This is a genomic window from Bacillus songklensis (assembly GCF_042649685.1).
Taxonomy (GTDB): Bacteria; Bacillota; Bacilli; order Bacillales; family Bacillaceae_H; genus Bacillus_BA; species Bacillus_BA songklensis.
The window spans coordinates 497,775-513,279 of the sequence record NZ_JBHRZT010000052.1; the positions used below are offsets into that span (position 1 = coordinate 497,775).

The following is a 15,505-nucleotide window of genomic DNA, read 5'->3' on the forward strand; positions in this document are numbered from 1 at the left end:
TAAGCGGCTGACAAGCTCCCTTGCGGGCTCTTGCCAGCCGCTTATACGAAGACCTTTGTAAGCTCATTCAAGATAAGAGACAGAAGGAACATGAACATGAAAAAGATCGAAGGCAAGGATTGATGTTGAAAAATTAAGTAAGATCCATATAGTAAGGGCCGCTTTTCTTCATTTGAGAGGCGGCTTTGCCTATAGTCCTTTTCTATAGTACTCTTCCATGATTTCCTTCGGTACCATGCTGCCGCCTGTTGCCCACACGATGTGAACGGCCTTCTTCATTTTGTCTGTTAATTGGTGATGATTTAAATAGGATTGTCCTTCTGTGCTCTTCCATAAATGAACGGGCCCTGCCATGCCTGCTAAAGCAGAAGGTTCCAGATAAATATTCTCTGTATCTGCCAGGGAACGCAAAAGCCTGTACATTTTATCATCACTCACCGTATAGCTGCCGCTTAACAAAGGCTCCATGACTTTGCCGACAAAGCCGGATGGCCTTCCGACTGCAAGCCCGTCTGCTGCTGTGATATTGTCGATTTCGAAATCTTGTACAGAGACTTTGTCATGCAAACCTGTCATCATACCAATCAGCATACATGGTGAATGGGTAGGTTCTGCAAAGAAGCAATGGACGTGATCCCGGAAAATCAATTTTAATCCAAATGCAACTCCACCCGGCCCTCCGCCGACCCCGCATGGCAGATAAACAAATAGGGGATGGTCTTGATCAATTGTAATTTTTAAATCTTCTAATTGCTGCTTTAAACGAGAAGCCGCAACCGCATAGCCTAAAAATAAATCACGGGAATTCTCATCATCAATGAAATAACAATTCGGGTCTTTCTCTGCCTGTTTACGGCCTTCTTCTACGGCTTTGCTGTAATCATCTGCGTATTCAACAACCGTTACTCCCTTGCTTCTTAGCAAATCCTTTTTCCATTGCTTCGCATCGGCGGACATATGAACGGTTACGTTAAAGCCCATTTTGGCACTCATAATGCCGATGCTAAGGCCCAAATTGCCCGTAGACCCTACTGCAATCGAGTATTGCGAGAAGAGGCTTCGAAATTTCTCACTGTCCAAGATAACATAATCATCGCCTCTTTTTAATAGTTGGTGCTGTGAAGCTAATTCTTCAGCGTGTTTAAGAACTTCATAAATACCGCCCCTTGCTTTAATGGACCCCGAAATAGGGAGATGGCTGTCACACTTTAATAAAAAGTCTCCCGGCAGCTTTTGTTCATACACTTGTTCCAACTGTTGCCGCATCGAAGGAATATATACAATCGGAGACTCAATAATGCCATCCATCTCTTTTGTTTCCGGGAACACCTTTGCGATATACGGGGCAAATCGCTTTAGTCGCTCTTCTGCTTCTTTTACGTCGTTTTCGTTAAGTGAGATTTGCTGACTGGCTGTTTGAAACGATTCGTATTCAGGATTTACCCAGAAGACTTCCTTTGTTGAAACAAGCTTATCTAGCAAAGGATATTCTTCTTTCCAGGCTTCCATTGTTTTTCCTGCTATTTTATTCTTTTTCATTGTTTTTCTCCCCTTGTTCATGAATACCCGTCTATATTTCCTTGAAAAATGAAATGTTATAACTTTAATTTAACATAATTATCGATAGGTGAAATCAAAGATTAAACATCTGGAGCTAAGAGAAGTTGAGAGATTCGATTAATTCCTATCCAATACTTTCAAAGGTTTTAATATGTGTAAAAAATAAAGAAAAGCAGAAAAATGAATATATATAAAACATCCAATTATTGTATAGTAAATATACCGATAAGGAGAGGAAGAGTGAAATGCTAATAGATAAAGCCATTCAATTTGCTGCGGTCGCCCATGAGGGACAATATCGGAAGGGAACAATGATTCCTTATATTATTCACCCCGTTTCGGTCGGTTTTCTTCTGCAGAAAATCGGCTGCGAAGAAGAAGTGATTGCAGCAGGTATCTTACATGATACGGTTGAAGATACAGATATTGAATTGGAAGACATTAAACGTGAGTTTGGAGAAAGGGTAGCATTACTCGTTTTATCCGTCAGTGAGCCCGATAAGACTTTACCGTGGGAAGAACGAAAGGCGCACACAATTGAATCACTTCAGAAGGCGGGCGAGGATACGATCATTATTACTTTGGCCGATAAAACCCATAATTTGCGAACGTTGCTTCTTGATTTACAGGAACAGGGAGAAGCAGTGTGGGAGAAGTTCAAGAGAGGAAAAGAAAAGCAAAGTTGGTATCACCACTCTATCTATGAATCCACTGCAAACATGGAACAGAGTCCCAAAATCAGTCAATTACGTTCGGATTATAAAAAACTGATTGATGCTATTTTTAATTAGTAGTGTCTGGCTGAAGATATAGCAATGGCAACTACTTTCTATAACACGAAACAGTCAGCCTTCATTGATAGAAAGCTGACTGTTTGTATAAGTACACATCTATTATTTTACGATTTTTACTTTTATTTTTTTAACGCCCCATTGTAAGGCTTGTTTTTTAGTTGGGAAGAAAACGTCAATTTTGTTTCCTTTTACCGCGCTTCCCTTATCTGCGGCTACAGCGTATCCATAGCCTTCTACATATACTTTTGTTCCTAGAGGAATGACTTTAGGATCGACAGAAATGGCTTTTGCATTTGGGTTCTTCTTTAAATTCAATCCCGTTGCCGTAATGCCGCTGCACCCTTTACAGTCAGCCGAATAGGCTGTAGCTGTCACAGTAAGCTCTTTGGAAAATGTCACGCCTTTCACGCTTGATGCGGGTTTTGCTGCCGCAGCTGTTGCTTTCTGTGGAGAAAGCTTAAGGGTCTGTTTTGGAACGATTCGATCGGAAGAAAGCTTGTTCCAGCTCTTGATTTGAGCTACTGTCACGTTATTCTTTTTCGCGATGCTCCATAATGTATCTCCGCTTTTTACTTGATATGTATATGTATTTGCTAGGGCTGCTCCTGAAAATCCGAATGATAACAACATAGCTGTACTGATAGATAAAATAATTTTTTTCAAGATTGTTATCTCCTTTTAATAGTATCTTAAGGATACAATACCAGTTTTATGTAACAGATATGTTTCAATTTATTGCTATTTATATTACAAATAGTTTACAAGATAAAAATAGTTTTATTAGCACAAAATGATTATAGGCAAATCTATTACTCTCTTCTTCTATAAAAAGATGGTTTTTTTTCTGTTATATCGGATAAAATGAAGATAAAAATGACATTTTCGATAGAGATAAAGGGGGACAAGCATGATGAAAGAGATCGTCATTTCGAAGATAGATGAGCTGCAAAATGAATTTTATGAGATTAGTAAATTTATTGGGGAGAACCCGGAGTTGGGGCATGAGGAAGTAAAAGCGTGTAAAATTTTATCGGAAAAGTTAAAAGAACACGGGTTTTCCGTTACAATCGGCACGTGTGGTTTGCCGACTGCTTTTACAGCCGTATATGACAGCGGGAAACCAGGTCCGTCCATAGGGTTTATGGCGGAATATGACGCTCTTCCAGAATTAGGCCATGCCTGCGGACATAATTTGATTGGAACAATGGCTGTTGCAGCAGGGATCGGATTAAGCAGCGTATTGGAACACTGCGGAGGCAAGGTGTATGTGTACGGAACGCCTGCGGAGGAAACGCGCGGCGGAAAAGTGACGATGGCAGAAGAAGGAGTTTTTGATCATTTGGATGTTGCCATGATGGTTCACCCGTATTATATCCATCAAAAAAGCGGGACGTCCCTTGCGATGGATGCCCTTCAGTTTGAGTTTTTCGGTAAACCCGCTCATGCTGCAGCTGCACCGCACGAGGGAATCAATGCGTTGGATGCGGTCATTCAAACGTTTAATGGCATTAATGCATTAAGACAGCACGTCAAATCAGATGTTCGTATTCACGGTATTATCCCTGAAGGGGGAAAAGCAGCCAATATCGTTCCGGAATATGCAGTGGCTCAATTTTATGTAAGGGCCTCTACTCGCCGCTATGTAAATGAAGTGGTGAAAAAGGTAAAAGCCTGCGCCGAGGCAGCGGCATTAGCGACAGGAGCTCGTTTGGAAATATCTAATTACGAATTTTCATATGATGATATGGTAACAAACGAAGAACTCTCTACTGTATTTAACAACAATCTAATTGCGTTAGGAGTCAGCCCGGGAGATATTTATGAAGATGAGGGCGATCATGGTTCATTGGATATGGGGAATGTCAGCCAGGTTGTTCCCGCCATCCATCCATATGTTCAAATTTGCTCGGAACCATACGCCTGCCATACGCATGAATTTCGCGAGGCGGCCATGAGCGATCAAGGCCGCGAAGCCATGATTTTAGGAGCAAAGACAATGGCGTTGACAGGTTATGATATATTGATCAACTCCGAGCTATTGGAAAGGGTGAAAGAAGAGTTCCGTTCCAAGAGATAACTAAGATAAGAGTTTAGGAATAAAAAGCGCCGGCAGGTTACAACGCCGGCGTTTTCCATCGACTATTTTCTTACTCCGTTGGATTGCCAATACAGATAGAGCAGGCCTTCTTCTACTTCATTCATATTTTTGGTCGTGAACTCTAAAGTGACAGTTTTGGTTTCCCCGGATTTTAAAGTGATTCCGGAACCAAAATTGAATGATTTTTCAGCGATCATGGTTTCGCCAACTGCCAGCACAAATTGAGATTTAATATTTGTCACGGTATAAGGATAATTGTTACGCATCGGAATCTCTATCACAAGCGTTGTTTCATTTTTCCATTCCGCCTTTGCCTGGTCAGCCTTAAAAATAATGCCCGGTTTGAAGTCTGGATTTAATGCTCTGGCCATAAAGACGGAGAATTGGGCGCGGCTGACATTTTCATTAGGGCGGAATGTGAAATCCGCATATCCTGTTGTAATACCATTTCCATAAAGGGCATTGACATATCTGAAAGCCCAGTGAGATTTCGTCACGTCTCTAAAAGTGGTTTCAAATACATATCCAAGCCCGTATGCTTCAGATAAAATCTTGGCCATCTGTGCTCTTGTCAGTGTTCCGTTCGGATTGAAATAGCCATTGCTGCCGGTCAATATTCCTTCATCGGCAACCGCGGCGGCGATTTCATATCCGTAATCTCCCGGTTTCAAATCCTTGAAACCGGGATTTGGATGATTAGTCGTGCTTAGGCCAAGCGCTTTAACGAGCATGGAAGCGGCTTGAATACGTTTAATAGAGTTATTGGGACCAAAAGTTCCATTAGGATAGCCTCTAATAACCTCTTTCCCAACTAAATATTGAATCTCTTTATAAGCCCAGAAATTTGATGGAACATCAGAAAAATTGCTTGCTGCACTTGTGCTGGTTGGAGCCATGAGCCCCCAAATAAGTAAAAAGGCTGTAGTTAATTGTACCAATTTCTTTTTCACTATGTAAATCCCTCCCCAAACCATTATCTTATGTTAAAAAAAGGAAATAAATATGCTTTTATTACCATTTATCAAAATAGGCCATAAGTCTTTTTTTGAAAGAAATAAGTATTATTTTATATGTATTTATGAGACGACTTCCCGCGAGAAGTATTGGGCCGGGTCCAACATCTGAAGTTAAATGAATTTTAGTGTAATTTATCAAGGGGAAGAGGTGATTTGCAACAAATGGGTTTTCACAGAAAAAGATAGAATATTTATTATTAGTTTCCGTTAATCTCCATTTAGCGATATAAATGGGTTGCGAAGATTGAACAGCACGGAGTTGAGAAAGATTGGAAGGGTTCCATACCCGCTTTCACATAAGCGTGGTGAAAAACGGTTTACCCGCCTATCTTGGGACGAGGCATTAAACAGAATTGCCCATAAAATTCAATCCATTGACCCGAAACAGTTAGCTTTCTTTTTGACATCAAGAGGAATTACAGATTTTCCGAACGAGAAAGCCCACTACGGTGCGATAGCACCCCCTTTAGGGGTGGGAATCCCACTGCTGTGGGAGCAGTCAAAGTGGTGGTTCCTAAGCATAGGGGAGAAGTGAAACAGGGGGAGAAACATGGTGTACAAACAAGTTAATCAACTGATTTCGGTTCTCATTATAGAAGATGATGAGAGGATTGCAGAAATTAATCGACGGTTTATGGAGAAAGTAACGGGATACCAAGTCATAGGGGTGGCAATGGACGAACAGGAGGCAAAGGAGCAATTGGAAGTTCTTCGTCCGGATTTAGTGCTCCTGGATTTATATTTTCCTGATATGAACGGGTTGGAGTTACTGCGGTATATTAAGCAGCACTATCGTTATACGGATGTAATCATGACGGCTCTGTGAAAAGAATAAAGTAGAGAGAAACGGAAAGATCATCGCTGGTGTTGTGGTAAATTTCCTAAAAGGATGTAAAGATATAATTATAATTATCTGAAAATTAACAGGGGATTTCTCTTTTCACGACGAATATAAGAGGTGTTTCTCTATTAGCGGGAATAAAGATTCAGGGAACTTCTCCTGATAACAGCTCCATTCTTCATGGAAGTTATCGAGATAGAGTGAATACAGGATGGAAGGGGAAAATCTATGAAAAAAACAATTTTAAAATCCATGACTGCAATGGCTATCACTTTTTCAGCTGTAGCGGCTCCGATTAACGTACTCAGCATGGAGGCTGTACAGGCAAGGGCTGAATCAGTCAAACCAGTTTATAAAAATCGTGCCGAAATTCCTGAACAGTACAAGTGGAAGCTGGAACACATCTATCCGACTAAGGCTGCCTGGGAAGCGGATATTAAAAAAGCAACCGATTTGGCCAATCAGTTTACCTTGCATCAAGGAAAATTAAGTACATCTGCCAAATCCTTAAAAGCCGCTCTAGATGATTACAGTACATTGATGCGTATTCATGATAAGGCATACGTGTATGCAAGCATGGCATTGGATGTAAATACGTCGAATGCTGAATTACAAGACTTGGCGGATCGTGCTGAAAAAATGTCCGTTGCGGTAAAAGAGAAGACATCGTGGCTGGGGCCGGAAATCGTCGCAATTGCTCCCCTTAGGATAACGGCCTTCTTGAGAAATGAAGGACTGGCGCCTTACAGATATTTTGTGAAGGATATACTGCGCACAAAAAATCATACGCTTTCAAAAGACTTGGAGGAGCTATTGGCACAGTCCACTCCTTTGGCAGATAATCCTGAAGGAATATATGGAATGCTATCGAAGGATATTAAGTTTCCTAAAATTAAAGATGAAAATGGACAAGAGGTACAATTAACACGGTCCAATTTTATTTCTTATATGGAGAGCAAGAATCGGGAAGTTCGAAAGCAGGCATATGAGGCTTATTATCAAACACTTGCTCAATATCAAGATACATTCGCCCAGACGCTTGGCGGGAAAGTAAAGGCAAATAACCTTTACGCTAAAGCGCGAAAGTATGATACGGCGATGGAGGCAAGCTTAACTCCGAATAATGTACCGACAAAAGTATATGACGAGTTAATAGATACAGTCGATAAAAGCTTGCCGCTGATGCATCGTTATATGGAATTGAAAAAGAAAATGCTTGGTGTAAGCGAATTACATATGTATGATATTTATACACCAATTGTCCAGGCAAATGACAGCTATATCCCTTACGATCAAGCGAAAGAAATGGTTCTTACAGGGTTGAAGCCGCTTGGTGAACAATATGGAAAGCTGTTGGAAGAAGCCTTCAACGGCGGATGGGTTGACGTGTATCCGACAGACGATAAACGCAGCGGCGCTTATCAATGGGGAGCTTATGATACCCACCCGTATGTCCTATTAAACTATGAAGGAACAAAAGATGATGTTGCGACAATTGCCCATGAACTTGGCCATGCGATGCAATCTTATTATACAAATAAAAAGCAGCCGTATATTTCATCCAACTATCCAATCTTCACGGCAGAAGTCGCGTCAACGATGAATGAGCATTTGCTATGGGAAAGTGAATATAAAAATGCTAAAACAAAAGAAGAGAAAATGTACTTGTTAAATCAACGTTTGGAGAACTTCCGTACGACGTTATTCCGCCAAACTCAATTCGCGGAATTCGAGAAAGTCATTCATGAAAAAGAACAAAAGGGCGAATCATTGAATGCCGAAGCGCTGAAAGCTCTTTATAAAGAAATCAACCAAAAATACTACGGGCCTGCCATGATTTCCGATGAAGAAATCTCCATGGAATGGGCACGTATTCCCCATTTCTATTACAACTTCTATGTCTATCAATATGCCACTAGTTTTGCAGCTTCAACTGCGTTGGCCAAACAAATTCTTGATCAAGGCCAACCGGCGTTTGAGAGAGTGCGTGACAACTTCTTGGCAGCCGGAAACTCCAGCGATCCTATCAGCGTCTTAAAGGCGGCAGGTGTCGATATGTCCACTGCCCAACCGATTGAAGAAACCATGGCTGTCTTCAAGCAAACATTAGACGAGCTGGAGAAACTGTTAAACGAAAAATAATATGCATTCGAAAACACAGGCATTCACCTAAAGTAGCGGGTGAATGCCTTATTTTTTTATATAATCCTAATTTAGTTTTTTTTCAGTTATTACCATTCCTGCTTCTGTTCACGCCTTTCTGTTTTTTCATCTTGAATAAACTTACAAAGGTTTATGCGGATTTATATAGGTCTTGTAACCAAATACGGCTCAGGTCTTAGATGAAAATAAAGCCGGGGCTCGTTATGACGCCTTTGAAAAATAGGTAGGATAGAGACATAGGAAATACGAAAGGAGGAAAACGAAGATGAAAAAATTTGGATTGCTTTTATTGGGAGGAATTGCAGCGGCTGTTTTGTTCACCCATCTTGCACCGATGATCGCCTTAGCGATTGGGTTAGTCGTTCTATACTTTGCGATCAAACAATTTTTCAAAGCGGAAACGACGTTTCGTAAAGTGTTATGGTCCGTCATCGGTTTCATCGCATTGATGGCTACAGCCTCTAACGTTCCAGCGATCATTGGAGTTGCAGCAGCATACATTCTGTACATCGTGTATAAAAAGTGGAACGACAATAAAGAGATCGTGAAAGAAGAATCTGATCCATTTGTGAATTTTGAGAAACAATGGGCAGAGTTAAAACGAAATTAATAAAGAGGAGAGAGTATACAATGAGTAACTTATTTACACGTATCAAAAACTCTATCGCTGCCGATTTTCATGACATGCTGGATCAAAAAGAACAAAAGAATCCTATCGCACTATTGAATCAATATTTACGCCAATGCGAGCATGAAACAGAAAAAGTACGGAAACTGGTTGAACGCCAATATTTATTGAAAGAAGAGTTTACGCGTGAATACCGTAACGCCAACGAGATGGCTCAAAAGCGCAAACATCAGGCAGAAATTGCTTCACAGGCAGGGGAGACAGAGCTTTATCAATTTGCCGTGAATGAGCAAGCCCAATACGAAGAGCGTGCAGCAAAATTAAACGATTTGCTTCAAAAAGCGATGCAGCAATTAGAGGAGCTTGAGCGTAAATATGAAGAAATGAAGCATAAGCTAAAAGATATGCATATTAGACGCATGGAGTTAATGGGACGCGAGAACGTCGCCCGTGCTCATCACCGTATGAACCAAGTGATAGACACAAACGGCTATACACAACCATTTGCTCGCTTTGACGACATGGAGGCATACTTAGATCGCCTTGAACATCAAGTGAATTCTTCTTATCATCGCAGTACGATCGATGGACGCATCGCTCAATTGGAAAAACAATTAAATAAAGAAGAAGCCCGTACCATTTCGTAATATCAGGATTTATATAGTTGACTCGATGAAAGGGATCAACCGCCACTATCAAATGTTCACAATCTTCTATTCATGAAAACATGCAACCATAATGTAAATGTAACCTTCAACCTTCCAGTTTGTAACCTGTTTGACCTTCCAATCATTGACTGGAAGGTTTTTTTAATGAAACATCCCTCCGTTTAACGGAGGGATGTTTCATTAAAATACTTTAGTTGTCCACGTTTCACAATTCCAAACGTCTGTTACCACATCACGATAAAATTCAGGTTCATGGCAAATGATGAGAACAGTGCCTTTGTATGCTTTTAAAGCACGTTTTAATTCATCTTTTGCATCGACATCCAAGTGGTTTGTCGGCTCATCCAGAACAAGGATGTTCGTTTCGTTGTTGATTAATTTACATAAACGAACCTTCGCTTTTTCGCCTCCGCTCAATACTTCGACTTTGCTTTCAATATGCTTTGTCGTTAAACCGCATTTAGCAAGAGCCGCACGAACTTCAGCTTGGTTAAATCCAGGGAATTCATTCCATACTTCCTCAATACATGTATTGTAGTTTGCCGTTTTTACTTCTTGCTCAAAATAACCGATATGTTGATACTCACCGCGTTCAACAGATCCTGAAATCGGTTTGATTTCGCCTAGAATGCTCTTTAATAACGTTGTTTTTCCGATTCCATTGGCACCGACAAGGGCGATTTTTTGGCCGCGTTCCATGCGAAGGTTCAATGGTTTTGAAAGAGGCTCATCATACCCGATGACTAAATCATTTGTTTGGAAAATCAATTTGCTGGATGTTCTAGCTTCTTTAAAGTTGAACTCCGGCTTCGGTTTTTCTTGTGCCAGCTCGATCACTTCCATCTTATCAAGCTTTTTCTGGCGGGACATGGCCATGTTTCGGGTAGAAACGCGCGCTTTGTTTCTTGCCACGAAGTCTTTTAGATCAGCAATTTCTTGCTGCTGCTTTTTGTAAGCCGCCTCAAGCTGCTGTTTTTTAACCTCATATACTTGCATGAAGTTATCATAGTCACCGACATAACGATTCAATTCCTGGTTTTCCATATGATAAATTAGATTGATAACGCTATTTAAAAATGGAATGTCATGCGAGATTAAAATAAAGGCATTTTCATATTCTTGTAAATAACGCTTCAACCATTCGATATGCTGCTCATCAAGGTAGTTGGTCGGCTCGTCCAAAAGAAGGATATCCGGTTTTTCCAACAACAGCTTCGCGAGAAGAACCTTTGTTCTTTGCCCGCCGCTTAAATCCTGGACATCGCGATCAAGACCCACATCATCCAATCCGAGGCCGCGTGCAATTTCTTCCACTTTGGAATCGATCACGTAAAAATCGTTATTGGTTAATGAATCTTGGATGGTTCCCACTTCTTCAAGCATTTCTTCCAATTCTTCCGGTGTTGCTTCTGCCATTTTCTCATAGATTTGGTTCATTTCTGATTCCATATCAAATAAATACTGAAAGGCACCTTTCAACACATCACGGATTGTCATGCCTCTTTCCAGCACGGCATGCTGATCAAGGTAACCAACCCGTACTTTTTTCGACCATTCCACTTTCCCTTCATCCGGCTCCAGCTGTCCGGTAATAATGTTCATGAACGTTGATTTACCTTCACCGTTCGCTCCAATCAGGCCTATGTGTTCGCCCTTTAGAAGGCGGAATGAAACATCGTTGAAAATGGCGCGGTCCCCAAAACCGTGGCTTAAGTTTTTGACTGTTAAAATACTCATGTTTCTACACCTTTCCATTTATCGTTTTAAACCTGCCTTTTAAAGCGGGCCAATATTCATAAAATCAATACTTACCGTAAAACATCACACAGTAAATTATATACGAGGTAAGACTAGGATTAAAGAAAACTTTGCGTTAACAGAGGACCAATCTTTGTAAATAAAGGAGAGATAAAAGAATTCTTTCCGGAAGTTAGCAATCCATTGTCAATATATGTCCAAACATAATGAAAAGCTATAAATAAAATAGTAAGGAACGAAGGTGGTGATTTCTTAATGAAGCTCTTAATCAACATTCATAACCCGGGGGTAAACAATATTTCCCAAAATGGCAGTTTCAATTCTGGACAGAACACCCATAACAGCCATACGGCCAACACAAAGTCTGTAGGAGCCTGCTTCTCCTTCGGAAATTTTTCTCCGTGCTTCCAAATAGCTTGTAACCGCCTGAATAACAAGAGTGTTATGAGCCAGAGCGGTATAGAATCCTCTCAATAAAAAACGGCAAATGACGGATTCTTCCTTCTATCGGCTTCTTAAAGCGCGGGAGGAGGGGATTCCTTTTTATCGGGGAGAAATCCTCTCCGAACAAACGGAGTATCGTCTTGATATGACACCCTATAAGTACACATTAGGGGCGACGCAAACAGACTCTTATAACGCGCTTGTTTGTACAACGTTCATTCATGAGTTTGGTAGAAATAATTTGTTCCAGCTTAGCCTCCACCACACGGAGTGGGACGACGTTGAAAACCTGGGTCCTACGATTGGAGGGCGAATCTTATTTGATGAAGATGCCTCGTGGGAAGAGTTAAATGCAAAAGTAGAGAGCGGATATGTTTTTCAAACAACAAAGTTGACTGAGCAGTACGACTATAAGGAATTTGTGGGAGAGCTGGATAAAGGTGCACTATTGCTCTTTCTTTTAAAACCTTCAGGTGAAATTGAATTTTTCACGAATGAAGGAGAGTTAGAAGGAGAGCCGGGAGATACGGTTGTAAGTCTAAATCGTCCTCGACAAGGAATTGATTCAGGATAACCTAGAAAAACAGTGAAATATTTTAACTACCCCCATTTAACTTTGTTTGAAGTGGGAGTCTTCTTTCAGAAAAATGATAAAAGAACCATATTCAAGTTCACTAAAAAAGCCAGCCGATTTGAGTTCGGCTGGCTCTTTTAGTTAGGTTAAATGTTTGCATAAATCAGACCCATCTCGTTTCCAATCTTCAAAAAGGTATGTAAGGCGTATTCAAGCTGCTCTTGCTGATGGGTAGCCATTACGGTCACACGAATGCGGCTCATTCCCTCAGGTACAGTAGGGGGGCGGATGGCAGGCGCATAAACCCCTTCTTCTTCTAACCTTTTTGCAAACCGGACAGCGTCATGTGCACAGCCAATCAGAACCGCAATAATAGGGGTAGAACCATCTACAAGAGAAAAGCCCGCTTTTGCTAATCCTTTCCGTAAAAATTGAGCATTTTCGAGCAGCCGCGTTCTTCGTTCTCCTTCTGTACGAATGATGCGAATCCCCTCTATACTGGCTGCGACAACGGCAGGGGACAGAGAAGTTTGGAAAATAAAAGAACGAGCTCTATTGCGTAAATACTGAATAATAGAGTGGGAAGCGGCAACATATCCTCCCTCAGCCCCAACCGATTTGCTGAGAGTGCCCATTAACAGGTCAATCTGGTCAGTCAATCCGAAGTACTCAGCTGTACCGGCTCCTGTTGATCCCAGTACGCCTGTGGCATGGGCATCATCGACCATCACCATTGCACCGTACTGTTTCGCAAGCGACACGATAGCGGGAAGAGGAGCGATATTTCCATCCATACTGAACACTCCATCTGTTACAATTAGCTTTCGGCGATAAGAGGCAGCATTTCGTAACTTTTTTTCTAAATCGTCCATGTCTACATGATCATAAATAAGTGTATCGGCTTTGCTTAAACGGCAGCCGTCAATGATGCTGGCATGATTTAAGGCATCGCTTAAAATGACATCGCCGCGTCCCATCAGGGAAGAGATGGTGCCGACATTAGCAAGAAAACCACTGCTAAACACGATTGCATCCTCTTTTCCTTTAAAAGAGGCGATGGTGCGTTCGAGCTCTTCATGTAAAGAAAAATTCCCGGTCGTTAAACGGGAACCTCCGCTCCCTGTGCCGAACTGTCCGATTGCTTCAATCGCTTTTTTCTTCATGCGCGGGTCATTGGCCAAACCTAGATAATTGTTAGTAGAAAATAAAAGAACAGGCCTTCCTTCAAGGTTGATTTGCGCCCCATTTGTTCCATCTATTCGACGGAGTGTTCGAAGCAATCCTTTTTCATGGATTTGCTGTAACTCCTGATCGACCCAATCCTTCATACCCTTGCCCTCCTTCAGAAATGAGATTAGTCGGTTCGTATTGAAGCCATACAGGTGTTTTTTCTAAATATGCAATATAGGCTGATATATTGCAGCCTCGCTCGGCAAAGAAGATGCGTCCTCCGCAGCTATCTCCGATTTCCTTAAGATGAGTGATCCGTCTATAGCCGATAGAAGGGCTCGCGACATATCCCGTTACATAATCAGGATCATCCGACCAGCATAATTCAGCTAGTGTATAAGGGGAAGAGGCAACTTTTGAAGCGAGAGCAAGGGCTTCCCTGATGCGTGAAGAGCTAAGAGTTCGGTAAGAGGCAGACCACTTTTCCCAGCCTTTTGCCTCCCAATCCATTCGGGATACTCTTACTCCCTTCAATTCCCTCTCATCAAGCCGCTGCCCTGTTTGGCTGTCTATAATCATGGCCCCTCTCTGGCGGGTAGACCGCTTAAGGAGGTTAAGCCCTCGCTTGATGGCTTCATCGGAAATTCCAAGGGTTGAAAGAAGGAATGCAGCTTTTTCTCTTCCTTCAGCAACATTCCGTACATGCTCAGTGGAAACAGGAAGAGGGCTGATTGTTTTCATTTCCTGGCCATGGAGCTTTTCGATCACTACTTGAATGAAATCACAATCACCGCGTGAATGATTTAAGGATTTAGCAAGCAGCTCTGCTGCCAGCTCATGAAGATCTCCTTTTTGGCCGAGGCGCTCTCCACCCGATATATGCCGGCCGCCCTGTTCGTGTGCGCCTCCTTCGGCTGCTCTCATTCTTACGCTATAAAACTCGTTTAACATGACGACGAACCTCCGTTTTTTCACTGATTTTTTCAAAAAGCTGTTTTAACGGCCAAACGGTTAAAGCGGTAAACACCATACCTGGAAGAGCGGCCAGAAGAAGAGGACCGGCGGGAATGCTAAGGCTTAAGGCGAGCGCCCAGCGAGCGGCGACAGAACCAATCGGACCCGCCAGCATTAAAACAGGAAGGGAAGGTCCCAATAAAGCAACAAGACCGCCGGCAACGATTCGAAACACCATGGCTATTTCGATGTTTAATAGATTGTGCATTCCAAGAAGAAAAAGGATGAGGCTTGCGATGATGCCTGCGGTTATGTATCGCTTGAATCCGAACACGGCTGCGATGGCTACTGCAATGGGGGCGGACAGCTGAAATTCAGATCCCGGAATACCGGTAGGGACTTTAATAGCACCCGTAATGGCTATAAAGCTAGCAAGTAAGGCAATCTGCGCAAGATCGTAGGTTGTCCATTTTTTCATGAGAACCTCCTATTGTTAACTTTTTTTATTTAATGGTTAACATTTATTGCTATTAAATCACAGAATGAAAAGAATCGTCAATATAAAAAAAGCAGGTCTGACATCCAACATGCATTTGAAATATTTCGAGAGAAGGATAAGTAAAAAGCTCAGAAAAGATGATAACCTTGCTTTAAAACTGAAATGAACCGTCAACGAAATCCTTGATTTCACGGGATGGTCATGACGGTTCATTTTCAGGAGGGGCTGACCCATAAGTTCAAAAAATGCTGGATTTTATGTTTTATGCAATATGGACCGTCAATCAAAACCCTTGGTATTACTGGATTTATATAACGGTCCATGTTGCGGGGGGGGGG

The 15,505-nt window shown here is 41.8% G+C and carries 14 protein-coding genes and 2 pseudogenes; 9 read left to right on the top strand and 7 right to left on the bottom strand.

What is annotated here, in order from left to right:
- Nucleotides 1-189 precede the first annotated feature (189 nt).
- A complete protein-coding gene (locus ACFOU2_RS13780; RefSeq protein WP_377916056.1) occupies nt 190-1,539 on the bottom strand; it encodes a D-serine ammonia-lyase in 1,350 nt (449 codons plus the stop codon).
- A gap of 266 nt (nt 1,540-1,805) precedes the next feature.
- Here ACFOU2_RS13780 and ACFOU2_RS13785 point away from each other — a divergent pair, with 266 nt between their 5' ends.
- Nucleotides 1,806-2,351 carry an HD domain-containing protein gene (locus tag ACFOU2_RS13785; protein WP_377916058.1) on the top strand — a complete coding sequence of 182 codons (546 nt, stop codon included), beginning with the start codon at nt 1,806-1,808 and terminating at the stop codon, nt 2,349-2,351.
- Nucleotides 2,352-2,453: 102 nt separating this feature from the next.
- Here ACFOU2_RS13785 and ACFOU2_RS13790 read toward each other — a convergent pair whose 3' ends face one another.
- Nucleotides 2,454-3,017 carry a 3D domain-containing protein gene (locus ACFOU2_RS13790; RefSeq protein ID WP_377916060.1) on the bottom strand — a complete coding sequence of 188 codons (564 nt, stop codon included), beginning with the start codon at nt 3,015-3,017 and terminating at the stop codon, nt 2,454-2,456.
- Between the two features lie 247 nt (nt 3,018-3,264).
- Between ACFOU2_RS13790 and ACFOU2_RS13795 the strand changes: the two genes are divergently transcribed.
- A complete protein-coding gene (locus ACFOU2_RS13795; RefSeq protein WP_377916404.1) occupies nt 3,265-4,431 on the top strand; it encodes a M20 family metallopeptidase in 1,167 nt (388 codons plus the stop codon).
- Between the two features lie 62 nt (nt 4,432-4,493).
- Here ACFOU2_RS13795 and ACFOU2_RS13800 read toward each other — a convergent pair whose 3' ends face one another.
- Nucleotides 4,494-5,402 carry an S-layer homology domain-containing protein gene (locus ACFOU2_RS13800; RefSeq protein ID WP_377916062.1) on the bottom strand — a complete coding sequence of 303 codons (909 nt, stop codon included), beginning with the start codon at nt 5,400-5,402 and terminating at the stop codon, nt 4,494-4,496.
- A 283-nt stretch (nt 5,403-5,685) separates the two neighbouring features.
- Here ACFOU2_RS13800 and ACFOU2_RS13805 point away from each other — a divergent pair.
- The 5 genes and pseudogenes from ACFOU2_RS13805 to ACFOU2_RS13825 form a co-directional block, all read left to right on the top strand.
- Nucleotides 5,686-5,892: pseudogene (locus ACFOU2_RS13805) on the top strand (molybdopterin-dependent oxidoreductase); the annotation flags it as partial.
- A 126-nt stretch (nt 5,893-6,018) separates the two neighbouring features.
- Nucleotides 6,019-6,282, top strand: a pseudogene (locus ACFOU2_RS13810) (response regulator); the annotation flags it as partial.
- A 255-nt stretch (nt 6,283-6,537) separates the two neighbouring features.
- Nucleotides 6,538-8,451: an oligoendopeptidase F gene (gene pepF, locus ACFOU2_RS13815; RefSeq protein ID WP_377916064.1), complete on the top strand. Its 1,914-nt coding sequence runs from the start codon at nt 6,538-6,540 to the stop codon at nt 8,449-8,451.
- 286 nt (nt 8,452-8,737) lie between these two features.
- A complete protein-coding gene (locus tag ACFOU2_RS13820; protein ID WP_377916066.1) occupies nt 8,738-9,082 on the top strand; it encodes a lmo0954 family membrane protein in 345 nt (114 codons plus the stop codon).
- A 20-nt stretch (nt 9,083-9,102) separates the two neighbouring features.
- A complete protein-coding gene (locus tag ACFOU2_RS13825; protein WP_377916068.1) occupies nt 9,103-9,747 on the top strand; it encodes a PspA/IM30 family protein in 645 nt (214 codons plus the stop codon).
- Between the two features lie 201 nt (nt 9,748-9,948).
- Here the strand turns inward: ACFOU2_RS13825 and ACFOU2_RS13830 are convergent, their stop codons facing one another.
- A complete protein-coding gene (locus ACFOU2_RS13830; RefSeq protein WP_377916070.1) occupies nt 9,949-11,505 on the bottom strand; it encodes an ABC-F family ATP-binding cassette domain-containing protein in 1,557 nt (518 codons plus the stop codon).
- 276 nt (nt 11,506-11,781) lie between these two features.
- Between ACFOU2_RS13830 and ACFOU2_RS13835 the strand changes: the two genes are divergently transcribed.
- Nucleotides 11,782-12,003, top strand: a complete 222-nt coding sequence (locus ACFOU2_RS13835) for a spore germination protein (RefSeq protein WP_377916072.1) — start codon at nt 11,782-11,784, stop codon at nt 12,001-12,003.
- Nucleotides 12,004-12,115: 112 nt separating this feature from the next.
- Nucleotides 12,116-12,544 (top strand): hypothetical protein, encoded by a 429-nt coding sequence (locus ACFOU2_RS13840; RefSeq protein WP_377916074.1) that lies wholly within the window; start codon nt 12,116-12,118, stop codon nt 12,542-12,544.
- Nucleotides 12,545-12,690: 146 nt separating this feature from the next.
- On the opposite strand, the gene bioF is transcribed toward ACFOU2_RS13840, so the two are convergent.
- The 3 genes from bioF to ACFOU2_RS13855 are packed head-to-tail and all read right to left on the bottom strand — an operon-like array spanning nt 12,691 to nt 15,146.
- Entirely contained in the window at nt 12,691-13,872 is a 1,182-nt protein-coding gene (bioF, locus tag ACFOU2_RS13845) for an 8-amino-7-oxononanoate synthase (RefSeq protein WP_377916076.1), read from the bottom strand.
- Nucleotides 13,832-14,665 (bottom strand): 6-carboxyhexanoate--CoA ligase, encoded by an 834-nt coding sequence (gene bioW, locus ACFOU2_RS13850; RefSeq protein WP_377916078.1) that lies wholly within the window; start codon nt 14,663-14,665, stop codon nt 13,832-13,834. Before bioW ends, bioF begins: the two co-directional genes overlap by 41 nt.
- Complete coding sequence (locus ACFOU2_RS13855; RefSeq protein ID WP_377916080.1) at nt 14,646-15,146, bottom strand: hypothetical protein; 501 nt, start codon at nt 15,144-15,146, stop codon at nt 14,646-14,648. Before ACFOU2_RS13855 ends, bioW begins: the two co-directional genes overlap by 20 nt.
- Between the last annotated feature and the right edge of the window lie 359 nt (nt 15,147-15,505).